This is a genomic window from Kitasatospora sp. HPM-01-4 (genome assembly GCF_051374625.1).
In the GTDB taxonomy this organism is placed as follows: Bacteria; Actinomycetota; Actinomycetes; order Streptomycetales; family Streptomycetaceae; genus Kitasatospora.
In genome coordinates, this window is record NZ_JBPQGP010000005.1 from 8,819,963 (window position 1) to 8,838,756 (window position 18,794).

The 18,794-nt window shown below is 72.3% G+C and carries 15 protein-coding genes; 10 read left to right on the plus strand and 5 right to left on the minus strand.

Annotated features, from left to right (window positions below):
• Nucleotides 1-214 precede the first annotated feature (214 nt).
• The 5 genes from ACSMTC_RS37960 to ACSMTC_RS37980 all read left to right on the plus strand — a co-directional run bounded on the left by ACSMTC_RS37960 (nucleotide 215) and on the right by ACSMTC_RS37980 (nucleotide 5,468).
• Nucleotides 215-424 carry a ferredoxin gene (locus tag ACSMTC_RS37960; protein WP_436564313.1) on the plus strand — a complete coding sequence of 70 codons (210 nt, stop codon included), beginning with the start codon at nucleotides 215-217 and terminating at the stop codon, nucleotides 422-424.
• Complete coding sequence (locus tag ACSMTC_RS37965; RefSeq protein WP_436564314.1) at nucleotides 414-1,781, plus strand: NAD(P)/FAD-dependent oxidoreductase; 1,368 nt, start codon at nucleotides 414-416, stop codon at nucleotides 1,779-1,781. The genes ACSMTC_RS37960 and ACSMTC_RS37965 overlap by 11 nt, the downstream gene beginning before the upstream one ends.
• A 72-nt stretch (nucleotides 1,782-1,853) precedes the next feature.
• Nucleotides 1,854-3,080 carry a cytochrome P450 gene (locus ACSMTC_RS37970; RefSeq protein ID WP_436564315.1) on the plus strand — a complete coding sequence of 409 codons (1,227 nt, stop codon included), beginning with the start codon at nucleotides 1,854-1,856 and terminating at the stop codon, nucleotides 3,078-3,080.
• A gap of 24 nt (nucleotides 3,081-3,104) precedes the next feature.
• Entirely contained in the window at nucleotides 3,105-4,601 is a 1,497-nt protein-coding gene (locus tag ACSMTC_RS37975; protein WP_436564316.1) for a PucR family transcriptional regulator, read from the plus strand.
• A 213-nt stretch (nucleotides 4,602-4,814) separates the two neighbouring features.
• Nucleotides 4,815-5,468, plus strand: a complete 654-nt coding sequence (locus tag ACSMTC_RS37980; protein WP_436564317.1) for a hypothetical protein — start codon at nucleotides 4,815-4,817, stop codon at nucleotides 5,466-5,468.
• Nucleotides 5,469-5,540: 72 nt separating this feature from the next.
• On the opposite strand, the gene ACSMTC_RS37985 is transcribed toward ACSMTC_RS37980, so the two are convergent.
• On the minus strand, nucleotides 5,541-6,749 hold the full coding sequence (locus ACSMTC_RS37985; RefSeq protein WP_436564318.1) for an FAD-dependent monooxygenase: 1,209 nt from the start codon (nucleotides 6,747-6,749) through the stop codon (nucleotides 5,541-5,543).
• A gap of 169 nt (nucleotides 6,750-6,918) precedes the next feature.
• Here ACSMTC_RS37985 and ACSMTC_RS37990 point away from each other — a divergent pair, with 169 nt between their 5' ends.
• The 5 genes from ACSMTC_RS37990 (at nucleotide 6,919) to ACSMTC_RS38010 (ending at nucleotide 11,460) form a co-directional block, all read left to right on the plus strand.
• On the plus strand, nucleotides 6,919-7,917 hold the full coding sequence (locus ACSMTC_RS37990; RefSeq protein WP_436564319.1) for a TetR/AcrR family transcriptional regulator C-terminal domain-containing protein: 999 nt from the start codon (nucleotides 6,919-6,921) through the stop codon (nucleotides 7,915-7,917).
• A 96-nt stretch (nucleotides 7,918-8,013) separates the two neighbouring features.
• Nucleotides 8,014-8,223, plus strand: a complete 210-nt coding sequence (locus ACSMTC_RS37995) for a hypothetical protein (protein WP_436564320.1) — start codon at nucleotides 8,014-8,016, stop codon at nucleotides 8,221-8,223.
• A gap of 318 nt (nucleotides 8,224-8,541) precedes the next feature.
• A complete protein-coding gene (locus tag ACSMTC_RS38000) occupies nucleotides 8,542-9,681 on the plus strand; it encodes a GDSL-type esterase/lipase family protein (RefSeq protein ID WP_436564321.1) in 1,140 nt (379 codons plus the stop codon).
• 226 nt (nucleotides 9,682-9,907) lie between these two features.
• Nucleotides 9,908-10,807 (plus strand): ATP-binding cassette domain-containing protein, encoded by a 900-nt coding sequence (locus ACSMTC_RS38005; protein WP_436564914.1) that lies wholly within the window; start codon nucleotides 9,908-9,910, stop codon nucleotides 10,805-10,807.
• Entirely contained in the window at nucleotides 10,804-11,460 is a 657-nt protein-coding gene (locus tag ACSMTC_RS38010) for a hypothetical protein (RefSeq protein ID WP_436564322.1), read from the plus strand. The genes ACSMTC_RS38005 and ACSMTC_RS38010 overlap by 4 nt, the downstream gene beginning before the upstream one ends.
• Before the next feature lie 59 nt (nucleotides 11,461-11,519).
• Here ACSMTC_RS38010 and ACSMTC_RS38015 read toward each other — a convergent pair whose 3' ends face one another.
• From ACSMTC_RS38015 to ACSMTC_RS38030, 4 genes are all read right to left on the minus strand, one after another.
• Complete coding sequence (locus ACSMTC_RS38015; RefSeq protein WP_436564323.1) at nucleotides 11,520-13,457, minus strand: bifunctional metallophosphatase/5'-nucleotidase; 1,938 nt, start codon at nucleotides 13,455-13,457, stop codon at nucleotides 11,520-11,522.
• A 305-nt stretch (nucleotides 13,458-13,762) separates the two neighbouring features.
• Complete coding sequence (locus ACSMTC_RS38020) at nucleotides 13,763-15,586, minus strand: gamma-glutamyltransferase family protein (RefSeq protein ID WP_436564324.1); 1,824 nt, start codon at nucleotides 15,584-15,586, stop codon at nucleotides 13,763-13,765.
• A 92-nt stretch (nucleotides 15,587-15,678) separates the two neighbouring features.
• Nucleotides 15,679-16,650, minus strand: coding sequence for an SDR family NAD(P)-dependent oxidoreductase (locus tag ACSMTC_RS38025; RefSeq protein WP_436564325.1), 972 nt, complete (start codon nucleotides 16,648-16,650; stop codon nucleotides 15,679-15,681).
• Between the two features lie 140 nt (nucleotides 16,651-16,790).
• Entirely contained in the window at nucleotides 16,791-18,776 is a 1,986-nt protein-coding gene (locus tag ACSMTC_RS38030) for an ABC transporter ATP-binding protein/permease (RefSeq protein WP_436564326.1), read from the minus strand.
• Between the last annotated feature and the right edge of the window lie 18 nt (nucleotides 18,777-18,794).

Here is an 18,794-nt window from a genome sequence, read left to right on the forward strand (position 1 = left end):
GCGCTCCCGGTGGCCGGCCGGCGCCGGGCGCGCTCCCGGTGGCCGGCCGCGCGGTTCCCCGCGGTGCGCCGGTGCCCGCGGGGACCAAGCGGCGAGGGCCTTCGCACGGCGAGGCCACGCAGCGTGAACCCTCGCACGGAGCAGTACCGGCCGCGCGGCCGGCCGGGCAGCGGTAGGACGGACCCAGACGCCGCGCTGGGAGGAGTGACCCGGGATGAAGATCGTCGTCGACCTGAACCGCTGCCAGGGCTATGCGCAGTGCGCTTTCCTCGCCCCACAGGTGTTCGAGATGCACGGCGAGGAGGCCCTGCTGTACACCCCGCTGGCCCCTGAACACGAGCGCGAGCGCGTCCGCAGGGCCGCCGCGGCCTGCCCGGTGCAGGCGATCCTGGTCGAGGAGGAGACCGGTCCCGATGTCCGATGACCTCAAGAACAACCGGATCGTCATCGTCGGCGCCTCACTGGCCGGCCTGCGCGCCGCCGAGACCCTGCGCGAGGAGGGCTTCACCGGCCGGCTGACCATGGTCGGCGATGAGCGCCAACACCCCTACGACCGGCCGCCGTTGTCCAAGCAGGTCCTGCTCGGACGGGTGGCCGCCGAGGAGACCGGGCTGCCCAGGCGCCGCGAGGTGGACGCCGAGTGGAGGCTCGGCCTGCGCGCCACCGCGGTGGACGGGAACGCCAAGGAGGTCCTGCTCGCCGACGGGGAACGACTGCCCTTCGACCGGCTGCTGATCACCACCGGAACCCGGGCCAGGCCGTGGCCGAACGCCGAGGAGGGCGCGCTCGACGGGGTGTTCACCCTGCGCACCAGCGAGGACGCGGCCGGTCTGGCCGAGCGGCTGGAGGCCGGTCCCAGGCGGGTGCTGGTGATCGGCGCCGGGTTCACCGGCTCGGAGATCGCCTCCGCCTGCCGGGAGCGCGGCCTGGAGGTGACCGTGGCCGAGCGCGGCCCGGCACCCCTGGTCGGCGCCCTCGGCAAGGCCTTCGCCTCCCTGGCCGCCAAACTCCAGCTCGCCCACGGAGTGGACCTGCGCTGCGGGGTGACCGTCACCAAGCTCAACGGCCGCGACGGCAAGCTGACGGGTGCCGAATTCTCCGACGGCACCCGGATCGAGGCGGACGTCGCCGTCGTCGCCCTGGGCGCGGTCCGCAACACCGAATGGCTGGCCGAGTCCGGGCTCGCCGCCGGCCCGCGCGGCGTGGCCTGCGACGCGGGCTGCCGGGTCTTCAACATGTACGGGATCGTCACCGACGACATCTTCGTCGCCGGTGACGTGGCCCGCTTCCCGCACCCCCTGTTCGAGTACCAACTGATCTCGCTCGAACACTGGGGCAACGCGGTCGCGCAGGCCGAGGTGGCGGCCCACAACATGGTCAACCCCGGACCGAAGCGGCGCCCCCACCTGGCCGTGCCCGCCTTCTGGTCCAGCCAGTTCGGCCTCAACATCAAGTCCGTCGGCGTGCCCACCTTCTCCGACCACGTGGTCCTCGCCCAGGGCTCGCTGGAGGCACGCCGGTTCGTCGCGGTGTACGGCTACCGGGGCCGGGTCACCGCCGCCGTCAGCGTGAACCGGGCCAAGTGGCTGCCCTACTACGAGCGGCTGATCCAGACCGCCGCGCCCTTCCCGCCCGAGCCGGCCACCGTCGAACCCTCGTCCCACACGCCGGTCCCCTCCGACGTGCCCGACCCGAGGGTGCTCTCGCACGGCCCGACCGTCGCGCTCACCGGCCACCTGCCGGATCTGCGCCTGACCCTGCGGCGCTGGGGCGGCGGCTGAGCCCTCGACCGGGGCGGCTGAGCCCCCACCACCCCCCGACCGACGCCACCGCCACCGCTGAGGAGCCCGCGCATGGCCGCCGCCGACACCCTGTTCCGCCGGATCACCGACTACGCCAACCGCGCCGATCCGTACCCCCTCTACGCCGAACTCCGCGAAGCCGGCGTGACCCGCCAGGACGACGGCAGCTACCTGGTGGGCACCTACCACGAGATCGCCGGACTGCTGCACGACCCGAGGATCAGCTCGGACCGCCGCAACCGCACCGTCCCGGACCTGCTCGGATCCGAGGAGGCCGCGGCGCAGGTCTCCTTCATCGGCCGCGACGACCCCGAGCACGAGCGGCTGCGCACCATCGCCATGCGGCCCTTCGGCCCGCCCCACTCGCCCGACCGGGTGGAGGCCATGCACGACGAGATCACCGAGATCACCACCCGGCTGATCGACCCGCTGCAGGGGCGCGACCGGATCGACCTAGTCGAGGACTTCGCCTACCCGCTCCCGGTCACCGTCATCTGCCGCATGCTGGGCGTACCCCGCGAGGACGAACCGAAGTTCCACGTCTGGACGGAGACGCTGATCGCGGGGTTCGACCCCACCCCCGACAGCAACCCGGAGGAACGCCAGCGCGCGGGCCTGGACGCCCGCAAGGCCATGGGCGAGTACCTCGGCGAACTCGCCGAGAGCCGGCGGGGCAAGCCCTCCGACGACATGCTCTCCGCGTTCGTCAACGACCCCGGACCCGAAGGCGGCTTCACCCGCGAGGAGCTGATGTCCAGCGCCGTCCTGCTGCTGCTGGCCGGTCACGAGACCACCGTCAACCTGATCACCAACGGCGTGCTCACCCTGCTGCGGTACCCAGAGGCACTGGAACTGCTGCGCCGTGAACCGGAGTTGATGCCCAGGGCGGTGGAGGAGCTGCTGCGCTACGAACCACCGGTCCACCTGCTGCCGCAGCGCACCGCGCTGACCGACGTCGAGGTCGCCGGTGTCACCGTCCCCAAGGGCGTACCGCTCATCCTGGTGCTCGCCTCCGGCAACCGCGACCCGCGACAGTTCCACGACCCCGACCGCTTCGACCCGACCCGGCGCGACGTCCAGCACTTCGGCTTCGGCAGCGGCGTGCACAGCTGCTTCGGCGCACCACTCGCCCGGATCGAGGCGCAGATCGCGCTCGCCGAGCTGATCCGCCGCCTGGACGACCCGCGCCTGCTCCAGGACCCGCCGCCGTACCGGCGCAGCCCGATCCTGCGCGGCCCCCGCCATCTGCCCCTGGAGATCGCCGGCATCAAGGCCTGAGCGGGAGGCGGGGCGGACGTGCCGGTGACGCTGGAGGATCTGCTGGCCGACCGTTCACTCGGGCTGCGGCTGCTGGCCGGGGGCGAGGAGCTGCGATCACCGGTCCAGTGGGTGCACGCCAGCGACCTGGAGGACCCGACACCGTTCCTGGAACAGGGCCTGGTCCTGCTGACCACCTGGCTGCTGCCACGCGATCCGGCCCAGACCGACGAGTACGTCCGGCGGCTGCGCGCGGCCGGGGTGCGCGCCATCGGCTTCGGCTACGACGCCACTCAGCGGCTGACGGGCTGCCCGCCCGAACTGGTCGAGGCGGCCCGCCGGCACGGCATGCCGCTGTTCGAAGTACCGCGCTCCACCCCGTTCATCGCGGTGTCCAGGGCGGTCGCCACGGCGATCGCGGCCGAGGAGCACGCCAAGGCCCAGGCCCTGCACCGGACCACCCAGGAACTCACCAGAGCGGCCGCCTCCGACGAAGGCGCCCGGCGGATCGTGAAGCGGCTGGCGAAGGCGATCGACGGCTGGGCGGTGCTCACCAGCCCGGTGGGCAGGCCGGTGCACGCCTCACCGCACCACGCGGAGCGCCGACTGGCGCAGCTGGGCGAGCAGTTCGGCTACCTGCTGCGTACCGGTCCGCGTGCCGCGGCGGCGGTCCGGGTGGAGCAGGACGCGGTCCAGCTGCAGACGCTCGGTGTGGACCGGGTGCGCGGACTGCTGGTGGTGGGCCGCGAGAACCAGCTGGACTCCTACGCGTTCGCGGCCGTCGACACCGCCGCCTGTCTGCTCACCGTCCGACTGGAGCGCTCGCGCGGCCAGTACCGCGCGGAACGCCGCCTTTACGCCGCCGTGTTCGACCTGCTGCTCGCCGGACGGTTCGCCGAGGCAGAGGCGGTGCTCGGCGACCTCACCGCACAGCTCCCGGCCGCACCGCTGCGGGTACACCTGCTGGAGATCGAGCCGCGACAGCTCGACACGGCACTGCTGGCCTGCGCGGCGGCGGCCGCCCGAGGACGCGAAGGCCACCTGGCCGCCGTCCGGCCGGACCGGCTGGTGGTGCTCGCCACCGCCGAGGGCCGGCTGGAACAGGAGCTGCCGGAGATCACCACCAGGGCCGAGGGCCTGCTGGGCAGTTCCGAACCGCGCGGACTGACCGCCCTGGGCTCCGGACTCGCCGAGGCCGAGCAGGCCCTGGCCACCGCCCACGCGGGCGGCTCCCGCACGGTGCGCTTCGAGGACCTCTCCCGGGGCCGCCTGCTCGAACTCCTCGGCGAGGAACGGATGCGGCAGTGGGCGGCGCGCGTGCTGCGCCCGCTGCTCGAAGGCGAACCGGAGGACCTGGCGACCGTACGGGCCTGGCTCACCAACGCGGGATCGCTCAAGGACGCGGCGGCCGAACTCGGGGTGCACCGCAACACCGTGCGCCAACGCCTGCAGCGCATCCGGCAGTTGATCGACCACGATCTGGACGACGCGGTCGACCGTGCGGAGCTGCTGATCGCCCTGCAGGCCATCGCCAGGGGGTGAGCCACCGCCCAGCCGGGTGGGGCGTGCGCCCGGTTCCGCTTCACCCGGACCCCGCCGCCCGAGGCGCGCCCGGGTAAAAGGAGTGCAAAGTGCCCAGTGGGCGCCGGACGGCTGTTCACCGTGCACACGGTGGTGGGCCGCTCGGAGGACTACGGTCGGTGTCATGAGCCCCGCCGGGCCCGTGGAACCGCCCCCGACAGGAGTTCAGCGCAGATGAGCACGACTACCGGCCCGGTCCGTACGGGCGCCCGGGACGAGGACTTCTTCCCGTACGTCGACGACCACCGGTTCGTGCACGCCGACGGCCGGACCGAGGTGGTCCGCAACGGCCGGGGACTCGACATCGAGGACCGGGACGGCAAGTGGTTCCGGATGACCCAGACCAGCTGCCAGGAGGGCGACCTCTACCGGATCACGGTGAGCCGGGCCGTCCCGCGCCAGGTCTCGGCCGGGCAGGAACTGCCGTCGGGGACGGTACTGGTGCGGCTGATCCGTACCGACCGTCCGATGGTGGCGGGAGAGCCGCTGAACGGTTCCGACGACCGGCGGCACGACTTCGGCGGAACGCCGGCCGCCGGGCAGCGGATCTGGATCTCACTGGACTCCGAGACCGGCTCCCGGTTCGCGGACGGCCGCCGCTTCGGTGAACTCGTCCTGGACGCCGACGGCATCGCCGAACTCCCCGCCATCACGGTCGGACCGGGCAACGGCGCACCGGCGATGGTCCTCGCCGCCGGCTTCGACGAAGTCCCCTTCGCCCGCTACGGGGCCTTCCAGCGGTACGGCTACACGGTCGTGGGTGTCAACATACCCCTGTGCGGACGCCAGGGCGGCCAGGGCCGCGCCGGGGCCGAGCCCGGTGAGTGACGTAGCGTCAGGAGCCGGTGGAAGCGAGGCGATCCGTTCGCCCGCCCGGGGCGGGCGCGGGCCCGGAGCCGATCACCGCACCGCCGGCCGGCCGTAGTCGGGCAGGGCGATGTTCCCGGCCTTGGCGAACTGTGCGGCGAGCACGTTCCGCATCGGCCAGCGGGTCATCGAGCGCATGGAGGCGGCCCGCAGGCGGATGGCCAGTGCACTGGACGGTGCGTAGCCCTTGGCGCCGCCCGGCGGCAGTTCCTGCGCCTGGTCGACATAGGGGCGCATGACGCGGTCGTAGGCGCGGAAGGCGGCGCGGTGGTCGCCGTCGGCGGCGGCCAGCTCACCGGCCAGTACGTAGGCGCCGACCAGGGCCAGGCTGGTGCCCAGCCCGGTGAGCGGTGTCGCGCAGTATCCGGCGTCACCGAGCAGCACGGCGCGGCCGCGCGACCAGCTGTCCAGGTGCACCTGGCCCATCGAGTCGAAGTGGAAGTCGGGGGCCGTGCGCATCGCCCGCAGCAGCTTCGGGACCTCCCATCCGGCGCCGGCGAAGCGCCGGGCCAGCAACTCCCGCTGGGCGGCGGTGTCCCGCCGGTCGTAGGTGACCGGCGCGGAGCGGAAGCTGAGCCCGGCCTTGATCTCACCGGGGAGCCGACCCGGCCGGGCGGCCGCGACGAGCCCGCCGGGTGCGTTGTACATCCGGTACCAGCCGTCGAGTTCCATGGGCTCGGTGGTGGTGAACCAGGCGTTGTAGACGCCCAGCGGACGGACGCACTCCGACTCCGGGCCGAAGGCCAGCGCGCGCACCACCGAGTGCAGTCCGTCCGCGCCGACCACCAGGTGGAAGCGGCGCGGCGCGGCTTTCTCGAAGGTGACGGTGACCCCGTTCGCGTCCTGGTCGAGCCCGGTGACGGTGTCGTCGAAGAGGTACTCGACCTCGTCACGGGTCGCCTCGTACAGGAGGTCGCCCAGGTCGCCGCGGAGGATCTCGATCTCGGAGACGATGCCCTCGCCGCCGAAGCTGTCCTCCGGCACCCGCGCGGTGATCCGGCCGGAGCCGTTCACCAGGGCGAGACCGCGCTGCTCGACGGTCATCTCCCGGACCCGGTCCATCAGTCCCATCCGGGTGATCACGGTGCGGCCGGCGCCGCGCAGGTCCACGGTCTGGCCGCCCGGCCTGGGGGCCGGGGCCCGCTCGACGACGGTCACGGTGAAGCCTGCCTTGCGTAGCCAGTACGCCAGTGCGGGGCCGGCGATGCCGCCGCCGGAGACGAGTATCTCGGTGTTCTGCATGAGGCTGAATGTATGCCGTACGCAGTGCACTATGCAAGTCGCAAAACCGCTGCTGGATAGTGCAGTTGGCTGCTAGTGCACTAGTGCGGACCGGTGATTTCGGGGGCTGTCGGGTGCTGCGGCTAAGCTGGAGGCGCACTCTTAGGTGCACTAGTGCGGAGGGGAGATCGTGGACAAGCGGGACGTACCGCGCTACAGCAGGATCGTCGCGGAACTGCGGCAGCGCATCGAGGCGGGCGAGCTGGCGCCGGGGGAGCGGGTGCCCTCGACCCGGGAGATCACCCGGCAGTGGGGTGTCGCGATGGCGACCGCCACCCGGGTGCTCACCGAACTCCGGCAGGCGGGCCTGGTCCGCGCGGTGCCGGGCGTCGGCACCGTCGTCGCGGCCCCTGTCGCAGCCCCGGCCGACGCCGGTGAGCGGGCGGCAGTCGGTGAGCGCGCGGCTACCGGTGAGCGCGCGGCTGCCGGGGAACGAGTGGCGCGGACCCAGCGAAGGGGTCTTCCGGACGGGACGCTCGCCCCGGACCGGATCGTCACCGTCGCCGTGGAGGTCGCCGATCGGGAGGGGCTCGCCGCGGTCTCGATGCGCCGGGTGGCGGCCGAACTCGGCGTGGCGACCATGTCGCTCTACCGGCATGTGGCCGACAAGGACGACCTGTTGATGAAGATGATGGACCGGGCGTTCGCCGAGTGGCCGCTGCCCGCGGACCCGCCGCAGGGCTGGCGGGAGCGGCTCGAACTCGCTGCCCGGATGATGTGGGCGATGTTCCGCCGGCACCCCTGGCTGGCACCGGCGCTCTCGGTGACCCGCCCGCAGCCGATCGCCAGCGCGATCCCGTACACGGAGTGGGCGCTCGCCGCCCTGGACGGCCACGGGCTCGACGTGTCGACGGTCTTCACCGCGCACCTCACCCTCTTCAACTACATCAGGGGCACCGCGGTCAACGTCGAGCTGGAGATGGACGCCGAGGCGGTCAGCGGTGTCGACAGCGAGGAGTGGCTGGACACGCAGGAGCCCGCGCTGGACGCGATCCTGGCCGCCGGGGACTTCCCGATCATGCAACGGCTCACCAGGACCGGCTACGACTTCGACCTCGACGGCCTGTTCGAGTTCGGGCTGCAGCGCATTCTCGACGGCATCGCCGTGCTTCTCGAACGGCAGCGCTGACGCCACCTGCCGCCGAAGGGGCTTAATCCCAGCGATCAAGGAGGAATGGGGCGTATCGTCATGAACTCTCCCGTAGAGAACGGAGGTTAACCAGAGATGGGACTGTTCAGGGACGCCCCGCCCCGCGAACATCCGGACTACGCCCAACTGCGGTTCATGGCAGCCGGATCACCGTCATGGTGGAAGCGGAACCGGCACAAGGTCCTCGCGGTCGCAGGCCTCCTCACCGGCTTCTGGCTGGCCGGCCACCATGAGACCGCACCCAAGACCTGCGCCCCGGTCATCACTTCGAGCAACGCCAACTGACCACACCGGCAAGCCCGTCCCGGTCGGCCGGGACGGGTGTTCGGCTCCGCGGTGCCCGTCCCGGCCGGTCGGGACGGGCACCGCCTTTCCGGCGCCGCCGGTCGACCACCGACAGGAGCTCCTCCTCGGCCGCGAGCCGGTGCGGGCAGGCCACCGCCCCGGCCACCGGGTGGACGGTGTGAGCCGGTGCCGTGCCGGGGGTTTCGGGAAAGGTCCTCGACAACAGGCAGTGCTTGTGTGTCAGGGTGGCGGTGGGAGAACTCGCGGGTGCGTCCAGGCATCCGGAGCCGAGAGCGGTGGGGAGCGGTGACGGTGGCGATGCGGGCATTTCCTCTGGTGGGCGGGCCGGTGGAGTTACGGGGTGCGCTGGACCTGGAGAGGACGCAGGCGGGGGTGATGCCTCGCCGCTTGCCCGCGTGGACCAAGGAGCAGTACCAGGACCCGTCGGTCTACGGGGTGACGGTGATGCCTTCGGGGGTGCGGCTGGTGTTCCGCACCGATGCGCGTGAGTTGGAGTTCGAGGTACTCACCTCCACGGGGCAACTCGACACCGATCCTCAACCCCGCCCGACCGGGATGCTGGAACTGCTGGTGGACGGTGCCCCCGCCGGGCGCCAACGAGCACCGCTGGGCAATGTGGTGCGGATGGCGGGCCCCGGTGCCGCGCAGCGGCTGGTCCCGGGGGAGCCGGGGACCGTACGGTTCGCCGGGCTGCCGCCCGGTATGAAGAACGTCGAACTGTGGCTGCCGCAGCAGACCCCCACGGAACTGGTGGCACTACGTGCCGACGGCGAGGTGCTGGCACCGCTGCCGGACGGTCGGCGCCGCTGGGTGCACCACGGCAGTTCGATCAGCCACTGCCTCGAAGCCGACGGCCCGACCGGCACCTGGCCGGTGGTGGCGGCCTCGCTCGGGGGAGTGGAGGTGATCAACCTCAGCCAGGCGGGCAACGACATGCTGGACCCCTATGTCGCCCGGACGATCCGCGACATGCCCGCCGACCTGATCAGCCTCAAGGTGGGCATCAACATCGTGGGCCTGGCCACCTTCCGGCGGCGGACGTTCGGCCCGGCGGTGCACGGGTTCCTGGACACGATCCGGGACGGTCACCCCCACACCCCGCTGCTGCTGGTGTCCCCGGTGAGCTGTCCGGCACTCGACTCCACTCCCGGCCCGACCGCGATGGGCCCGGACGGGAAGATCACAGCCCTGGGCGACCCGGCCGATGTGGCCCGTGGGGCACTGTCGCTGAGGGTGGTCCGTGACGAACTGGCCCGAATCGTGGCGGCCCGGCGAGCACACGATCCCCATCTGCACTACCTCGACGGACGCGAACTGCTCGGCCCGGACGAGGTGGACGACCTTGCCGACGGCCTGCACCCCACCGCCGCCGCCTACCGCCGGATGGGCAAACGCTTCGCCGCGCACGCCTTCGCCGACGACGGCCCGTTCCGTTGACTGACCGGGGTGCCGCACCTGCGGGAGCTGCGTGTGTGCCGGGCGGTGCCATGAGGCCGGGACGGCGACGGCGGTCACGGTGGCGGTCCCCGGGCGGGTGACGGGGTGCCGGTGAGGCCGACGCGCCCGCTCGGCCCCGAACCCGGGGCTGCCGAGCGGCGCGTGGCAGTGCGTCCTATCGTGGTCGCGTACCGTGGGTCGGTCAGGTAGGGCGGGGAGTCACGTGCTGCGGCTTGAAGCGGTGGGAAAACGCTACGGCAGGGGGAAGTGGGTCGTCAGGGACGTCCACGCGGAGATCCCCGGCGGGGAGATGGTGGCGTTCGCCGGTGGCAACGGGTCGGGGAAGTCGACGCTGCTGAGGATGGTGGCCGGGATCTCCAGACCGACGAGCGGGGTGGTCTCGGGGCGGCCTCGGCTGATCGGTTACGTCCCCGACCGTTTCGCGCCCAACGGGCGGATGTCCGCCGCGGAGTACCTGACGCACCTGGGCCGTGTCCGGGGTCTGGGGACGCGGTCCGCCGCCGCCAGGGCGCACCACCTGCTGGACCGCCTCGCGCTCGTCGGCGGTGAGGAGGCGCAGCTGCGCACCCTCTCCAAGGGCAACGCCCAGAAGGTGGCGCTGGCCCAGGCACTGCTGGTGGAACCGGAGTTGCTCGTCCTCGACGAACCGTGGTCGGGGCTGGACGCGTCGGCGCACGGCACCCTGGCCGAGATCATGGCCGAGGTGGCCCGGGCGGGCGGATCGGTGGTCTTCACCGACCACCGGGAGGCGGTCACCAAGGTGCTGGCCGCGCGCACCTACACCGTCGAGAAGGGCGCGGTGGCGCTCCGAGCGGCGCAGGAGTCGACCGCGTACCACCCGGTGACCGAGGTCGTCCTGGCGAACCCGGTCCACGGCGGTGTGCTCAGCGAACCGGACTGGGAGACGATCGGCGGCGTGCGCTCGGTCACGCGGAGCGGCGGACGCCGTGCCGTCACCGTGGACCGCGAATGCGTCGACACGCTGCTGCTGACCGTGCTGCAGGGTGGCTGGTCGGTGCTGACCGTGACCCGGGACGACCAGGGCCGGGGCGACGTCCATCCGGTCGGCCCGGCGGACGCCGTGCCGGGAAGGAGCTCCAGGTGATCGCCCTGATCCGGTACTCGCTCGCCACCGTGCTGCACACCCAGCGGTATCTGGCACCGCTCCTGCTGTTCACCGGCCTGATGGGCGTGCTGACCGTCGACGGCAGCGGCCCGCTCCCTCCCGCGTACGCCTCCTCCGCGGGAGCCCTGTTCGTCGCCGCGACCTGGCTGACCACAGCGCTGCTCGGTCTCGACAGCCCGGAGCAGCGGGCGATCCTCGTGGTCGGTACCGGCAGGCCGGCCAAGGTGCTGGTGGGGTCGGTCGCCACGGCGCTGATCGGTTGCCTGGCCCTGATGGTCTTCGGGCTGCTCTTCCCGCTCTGGGTGGGCTCGTACGACCCCGGGCCGGCCGACCTCCTGCTCGGTGCGGTCGCCCAACTCACCTGTGCCTGCACGGGAATCGCCATCGGACTGCCGTGCTCACGCCTGGTCTTCAGCCGCCAGGGCCATGCCCTTCTCGTGGCACTGGTACTGGTCATGGCCTTCCTGTTCGCCCGGGGAGTGCCGCCCGTCAACCGGCTCTTCAGGCTGATGGCGACCTCCTCCGACTCCGCCGCCCTGCTGGCCCCGGCAACCGGCATGCTGGCCGTCGCCTTCGGCCTCCTCCTGGCCTCCGCGTGCGCCACCCAGTACCTCTCCGCCCGCCGGGGGTAGGCGGGACGACCGGGTGGCACACGGCCTGGGGTGCGAAGTCCGGTTCGGCGGCGAGGGGTTCAGCAGGGGATGCGGAACCCGCCGACGGCCGTCCGGGCGGCGGCCTCGGCCCGGCGGGCCGCACCGAGGACCGGGCTCGGGGCGGGCGACTCGGCGAGTTCGCCGATCCGGGCACCGTGCGCGGCGGCGTTCTTCACCGAGACCCGGTTCAGCGGCGCCGGGCTGATCCGCTTCCGGGCCTTCAGGTAGGCGGGGAAGTTCTCGAAGTCCCTGGTGTGCCTGAAGGGTTCGGTGTAGCCGGTGAAGGCCGGGTACCCGTCGCCGTCGATCAGCGTGTACGCGGGCATGGCGATCCGGTAGCGGCGGGTCAGGTCCAGCGGCTTCCCGTCGATCAGGACATCGCGGGGGTCGACCCGGTGGCCCACCGTGCCCGTGGCGTCGAAGGCGTAGTGGACGTTGTGTGAGACGGCCAGCGGCGCGAACCGCAGTGCGCCACCGCCGGCGTCACTCCACTGCTGTTCCAGCGCGTCGTGGATCTGCGCGCCGGTGACGGTGGCGGTGACGATCGCGTCGCCGTAGCCCACGGCGTTGAACACCTTTCCGAAGGTGACCGTTCCGTGCGAGCGCGTGTCATAGGCCAGGTCGTCGCCGATGATGCACTGGCCGACGCGCGGCGCGATGGCTATGACGGCCAGTTCGGCGGGGGCGGCGGGGTAGGCGTTGCCGTCGTTCATCGGCTCCTGCGGCTGCCGGCCGGCCCAGTACGCCCAGTCGGCCACCAGATCGCCCAGAGTGCTCTCGCCCGCGCGGTTGGTCTGCCGGGTGAAGGAGGCGGTCTGCTTGGCGACGGCGGTCTTCGAACGTCGCTCGGCGTACCCGGCCCAGTAGTCCACCACCTGCTTCAGCTCCGGATCCGGCGCCACATCACGGGTGTTGGGGTGATTGGTGGAGGTGGTCAGCGCGCGCACCACCCTGCCGGTCGCCGGATCGAGCCGCAGGTTGATCTCGTTGATCAGCTGGCCGTAGCAGCCGGCCTCGACGAACGGGCGCGGCACGCCGTTCGGGTCGGGGACCATCATGTTGAAGGCGCAGTGCCAGTGGCCCGTGACGATCGCGTCGATGTCGGGGGAGACCCGTAGCGCCAGCTCGTACGCGGGCCCCGAGGGACTGCTGCCGCTGTTGAAGTCACTGCCGGCCACCGCGCCGTCGTGCATGCTGAGTACGATCGCGTTGACACCGCGTGACCTGAGCTCGGCGGCGCAGCGGTTGGCGCTCTCGATCTCGTCCAGGGAGGCCAGCGCGGGCTGGAAGGACGCGGGGAAGGCCTCGGTGCCGGTCGCGGTCAGATGGATGAACCCGATCGGGAGCCTGCGGCCCCGCCCGGCGTCCACCCACTCGATGTTGTACGGCGGAAGAACCGTGCGGTTGCTCGCCTTCCACACCATGTTGGCGCTGTAGTAGCGGAAGTCGGCGCCGTGGAACCGGTGTCCGCCGGAGTCCTTGAACGAGTCGTCCCAGCCGGCCCTGGAGAACGGGACGCCCTTCTCCATGTGCTGGGTGAGGAACGCCGGTGACCGGTCGAACTCGTGGTTGCCGGCGGAGGCGAAGTCCAGCTTCATCCGGTTGAGCGCCTCGATGGTCGGCTCGTCCGCGAAGGCCGCCGCGTCGAACTCCCAGCCGGAGAAGAGGTCTCCGGGTGCGAAGAAGACGGAGTTCCGGTGTCCCGCCCGGAGCCGGTTCAGATGGGCGGCCAGATAGGCGACCCCGCCGACGGAGACCTTCTCGCCTCCGGCACCGGTGAGGACCGCGTTCTCGTCCGGTGCCGACTGCAGATAGCCGTGCAGGTCGGTGATGTTGAGTAGTTGTACGTCGACGTACTCGTCGGCCGTGGCGGCGTCCCTGGCATGGTCGTCGGCGAAGGCCGGGATGCCGATGGCGGCAACGGCGGCGATGGCGCCGGCGCCGGTGATGAAAGCCCGCCGTCCGATTTCTCGCACTGGCTTCACTCTCCTGCGGATGTCTCTGACAGTCTGCGGGACGGGTGACGGGAGGACAGGGAACGCCCTGTCCTGGGTCCCCCTACGGTCAGACTGCCGCGCCGCGGGTGGCGGCCGGAATCCGCCTGGCATGAACAGTCAATGTCCATCCGGCGTCAACTCCGAGTGTTTTCAGGAGAATCGCCGGGAAATCAGCGCCGTGACGCTCTGCCTGTTTGACCGCGAGCGCCGGCAGCCGTACGGCTCCGCAGCGCCCGCACGGCCTCCCGCCTCCCCCGCTCGGCCTCCCGCCTCCTACGCTCGTCCTACCGGCCGACCGCATACCCCTGCATCCCACGAGGGTTCGCTCCCGCCGACAGGATCCCGCTGCGCGGGTCACGGGCGACCGCGCTCACCCGCCCCTCGGACCAGGCCCCGCCGACCGTCACCCGGTGCCCGCGGCGCCGCAGTTCGGAGATGACCGGCTCACCGAACCGCGACTCGACGGTCACCCCCGCCGGGTCCATGGCACGCGGGTGGAACGAGGACGGGAAGCTCGTCTGGTGCCAGTTCGGGGCGTCGATCGCGCCCTGCAGGTCAAGCCCGCCGCGCACCGGCTCACGCAGCGCGACGGCCAGGAAGAAGTGCAGGCTCCACTGGTCCTGCGAGTCGCCGCCGGGCGTACCGAAGGCCAGCACCGCCTCGCCGTCGCGCAGTGCCAGCGAGGGCGACAGCGTGGTGCGCGGCCGGCGGCCGGGGACGAGCGAATCGGGCAGACCCGGCTCCAGCCGGGCCATCTGCAGCCGGGTGCCGAGCGGGAAGCCCAGCGCGGGGACCACGGGGTTGGACTGCAGCCAGCCGCCGCTCGGCGTGGCCGAGACCATGTTGCCCCAGCGGTCCACCACATCCAGGTGGCAGGTGTCACCGCGAGTGGAACCGTCGGAATCCAGCGTCGGCTCGCCCACCCCGAGCGACGTCCCGCCGGCCCTTGGGTGCGCCTCGCCGTGCGCCGCGGCCTGCTGCGCGCGCAGCGCGTGCCCGCTCAGCCGAGGGGTCCGCCCACCGGGGTGTCCGGGCCGCAGCTCGGCCGACGCCTGCGCGCCGATCAGCGCCCGCCGCCGGGCGCAGTACCCGCCGTCCAGCAGCTCGGCCACCGCGACCGGCGAGCTGTCGCCGTACCAGGCCTCCCGGTCGGCCATCGCGAGTTTGCCGCCCTCGATCAGGGTGTGCAGGTAGTCCGGGCCGCCGTACGGGACGACGCTCTGACCGAACTCATCGGGCAGCAGAGCGAGTTGCTGCAGGAAGACCGGGCCCTGGCTCCACAGTCCCGGCTTGCAGACCGTCCAGCCGTTCCACTCGTACCCGACCGGCTCCTCGTAGCAGGCCTCGAAGGCGGCGAGGTCGTCGCAGGTGAGCACACCCCCGTGCCGCTCACCCGAACTGTCCATCACCGCCTGCGAGGCGAAGGCGGCCAGCTCCTCGGCCGCGAACCCGGACCGCCACACCCGCCGGGCCGCCTCGATCTGTGCCTCGCGGCCGCTGCCCGCGCTCTCGGCCTCCGCCAGCAGCCGCCGCCAGGTGGCGGCCAGCGCGGGGTTGCGCAACAGCGCACCGGGCGCCGGGGCCTGGCCGCCCGCCAGATAGAGGGCGGCGGAGCTCGGCCACTCGCTCTCGAACAGCGCCCGCACCGCGCGGACCGCCGCCCCGATCCCCGGCACGGCCGGGTGGCCCTGCTCGGCGTAGCCGATGGCGTACTTCAGGACGTCCCGCAGTCGCCTGGTCCCGTGGTCGCGCAGCAGCAGCATCCAGGCGTCGAACGCACCGGGGACCGCGGCCGCCAGCGGCCCGGTGCCGGGCACGGCGTCCAGGCCGAGCGAGGTGAAGTGCTCGACGGTGGCGCCGCGAGGTGCCCAGCCCTGCCCGCACAGCACCTGCGGCCGGCCGCCGACCGGAGCCAGGATGATCGGCACCTCACCGGCCGGCCCGTTGAGGTGCGGCTCGACCACCTGCAGCGTGAACCCGGCGGCCACGGCGGCATCGAAGGCGTTGCCGCCGTCCTCCAGCACCGCCATCGCCGAGGACGAGGCGAGCCAGTGCGTGGAGGCCGCCATGCCGAAGGTGCCCTGCAGGGTCGGTCGGGTGGTGAACACGGCACTCCTGACGGTCGGTTGAGGCCGCCCGGCGCACGGGAGACCAGGTACAGCCTTCGTACCGCGACCGGGGCGTGCCTGGCAACAGCGGGTCAGGAGCGTTGGGCGAAGGCGTCGGCTCCGGTGAGACGGGCGGACAGCTCCCACAGCCGGGCGGCCTCTTCGGGGTCGACGGCGTAGGCGCGCACCCCGGTGAGCGGGGCGTCGTCGGGGGTAGTGAGCTCGGCGACGTCGCAGTCCTCGCAGTAGAGGCCGCCCAGCTCCGCGAGCCGGGGCGAGGTCGCCGCCCACACCTGGGTGGCCGCACCCTGCTCGGGAGTCTTGAAACTGGGATCGATCGGATTGCCGTCCTCGTCGATCCAGCCGTAGGCCACCTTGTCCGCGTCGGAGAGGTGGCGCTGCAGCGGGGTGAGGATCTTGCCGGGGTGCAGCGAGAACGCCCTGACCCCGAACTCCCGCCCCAGAGCGTCGAGATGAGTTGCGAACAGCGCATTGGCGGTCTTCGCCTGGCCGTACGCCTGCGACCGGTCGTAACCCTGCTCGAAGTGGAGGTCGTCCCAGCGGATGTTTGAGAGGTGGTGCGCGGCGGAGGACACCGCCACCACCCGTGCACCGCCGTCCGCCAGAGCCGGCCAGAGGTGGTTGACCAGCGCGTGGTGACCGAGATGGTTGATCGCGAAGTGCGCCTCCCAGCCCGGCCCGATCCGGGTCAGTGGCATCGCCATGACCCCGGCGCTGTTGATGAGGATGTCGACGGGGCGACCCGAGGCGGTGAAACGCTCGGCGAAGGCCCGCACGCTCCCGAGGTCGGCCAGGTCGAGTTCCCCGACCTCGACACCCTCGATCCCCTCGGCGGCCGCCAGGGCACTCGCCCGCCGCCGCGCGGGAACGACGACCCGGGCACCGGCACGGGCGAGCGCACGCGTGGTCTCCAGCCCGATACCGGAGTAGCCGCCGGTGACGATCGCGAGCTTTCCGGAGAGGTCGATTCCGCGCAGGACGTCGTCCGCGCTGCTCCGCATCCCGAATTCCGAGCCGAGCCTGCGCTGAGAAGTGGTGGTCATACAACGGACGTTAGGAGTTGGAGAGCGCTCCAAGTCAAGCTGGACCGGAGCCGGTCGGGACAGCGGCAGCAGGACACGGTTCGACCCCGAGGTCCACCGGATCGCACGGTTCGGCAAGGACGGGCGGTGACCGGTCCCGTTCAGCGCCCCCACGGGGCGCGGCGGGGCCGTCGACGGCCGGGCTGAAGCGGACCGTCTTCGCCGGAACGGCGCAGAGCATCGGGCTCCGCCCGGTCGGGATGGGCATTGAGGGCGTGGGAGGCCGGTGCGGGCCGGGCGCCGTCGGGGGGTGTCGGCCAGACGGTGATGGCCTCGGCGGGGAGGTGGATCCGGCAGTCGCCGGTGGTCGCGGGGACGGCCTGGGTCGTGACGGCGATGCTCAGCGAGTGTCCGTTGGCCAGTGCCGCGCGCATCTCGGTGACGGCGCCCAGCTGTACGGTGTCGAGGATGGTGGCCGGATGGCCTCCGGTGTCGGTGAGGCGGACGTCCTCCGGCCGGATGCACCAGGTGACGTGCGTGCCCGGGGGGAGGTCGGTGGCGGCCACGGTGATCCGGGTGCCGTCGACCACGACGGTTCGCGGGTCGGCGAGGTGTCCGGTGTGCAGGTTGCGGATGCCGAGCAGATGCGCGGCCTCAGGAGTGGCGGGGTGGGCGAAGACCTCCTGCTGCTCCCCGGCCTGCAGGAGCCGGCCGTGAGCGACGATGAGGATCTCGTCGGCGAGGAGGGCCGCGTCCTCGGGGTCATGGGTGATGATCACGGTGGTGGGAGCGGTGCCCTGCTGGAGGCGGCGCAGTTCCCAGCGCAGTTCGTCCCGTACGGGAGTGTCCAGGCCGGTGAACGGTTCGTCGAGCAGGAGCAGGCGGGGGTCTCGTGCGAGGGCACGGGCCAGGGCGACGCGTCGGCGCTGGCCACCGGAGAGCTCGTGGGGCAGGCGCTGCTCCAGCCCGTCGAGGTGGAGCTGTCGCAGCCAGTAGACGGCCAGGGCGGGGTCGGTACCGGGCCCGAAGGTGATCTGCTGCCAGACCGGCAGATGCGGTAGCAGGCTGGCATCCTGCGGGACGTAGCCGACGCCCCGGTGTTCGGGTGGCAGCGCGGTGAGGTCGTCGTCGTCGAGGCGGACGTAGCCGGACTGGGGGGTGGCGAGACCGGCCACCAGGCGCAGGGTCAGCGACTTGCCGGCACCGGACGGGCCGAGGATCGCCAGGTGGCGGCCCCGGGCGGCGTGGGCGATCCGCAGCTGGAAGGTTCCGGCCCGTGCGTGCAGGTCGAAGGTGAGGCGTGAGCTGGTCCGGGCGCGTGGGGCCCGGGGTGGGGGCAGCGTGCCATGGCGGCGGCGGTGCAGCCGCGGATGCGCGGTGCAGTGGCTGATGGCCAGGACGGCCACGGCGGCGATCAGGCTCACGGCGACGGGCAGCAGGGTGGTGGTGAGCCCGGTACTGCCGAACTGGACGTAGGTGTACACCGGCAGCGAGTAGGGGTGGTAGGCGAGGACCACGGTGGCGCCGAACTCGCCGAAGGCGCGCAGCCAGGCCAGCAGCAGGCCGGCCCGGATGCCCGCGGCGGCGCCGGGCAGGGCGACGCGGACGAACCGGGACAGGCGTCCGTGGCCGAGGGTGGCGGCGACGTCCGCGAGGTCCGGGTCGAGGGCGGCGAAGGCCGAACGCGCTGCGACGATCAGGAACGGGGCCGCGACGAAGACCTGGGCCAGCACGATCCCGGCGGCGTGATCGGTGAGCCGGCCCCCGAAGAGCCGTCCGAGCGGGGCGTACGGTCCGACGATGTACAGCAGCAGAATGCCGCTCATCAGGGGTGGCAGGGCCAGGGGGAGCTGCACCGCGATCCCCAGCAGGGTGGCGACACGGCCTCGGACCTGGGCGAGCAGATAGGCCAGAGGGACGCCGAGGACGGTGATGACCGCGGTGGCGATGGTCGCGGTCACCAGTGAGACGGCCAGCGCGTCGCCGATACCGGGCGCGGTCAGCGCCCCGGGCGGGGCACCCGTCGCCCGTGCGACGAAGGCCCCCAGCGGGGCCAGCAGGTACAGCAGGAGGAGCGCTGCCAGCCAGGGCAGCGGCGTGCCCAGGAAACGCACCTGACCCCGGGGCTGCGTCGGTCGTGGACTCACCCTCCGCCTCCTTCATCA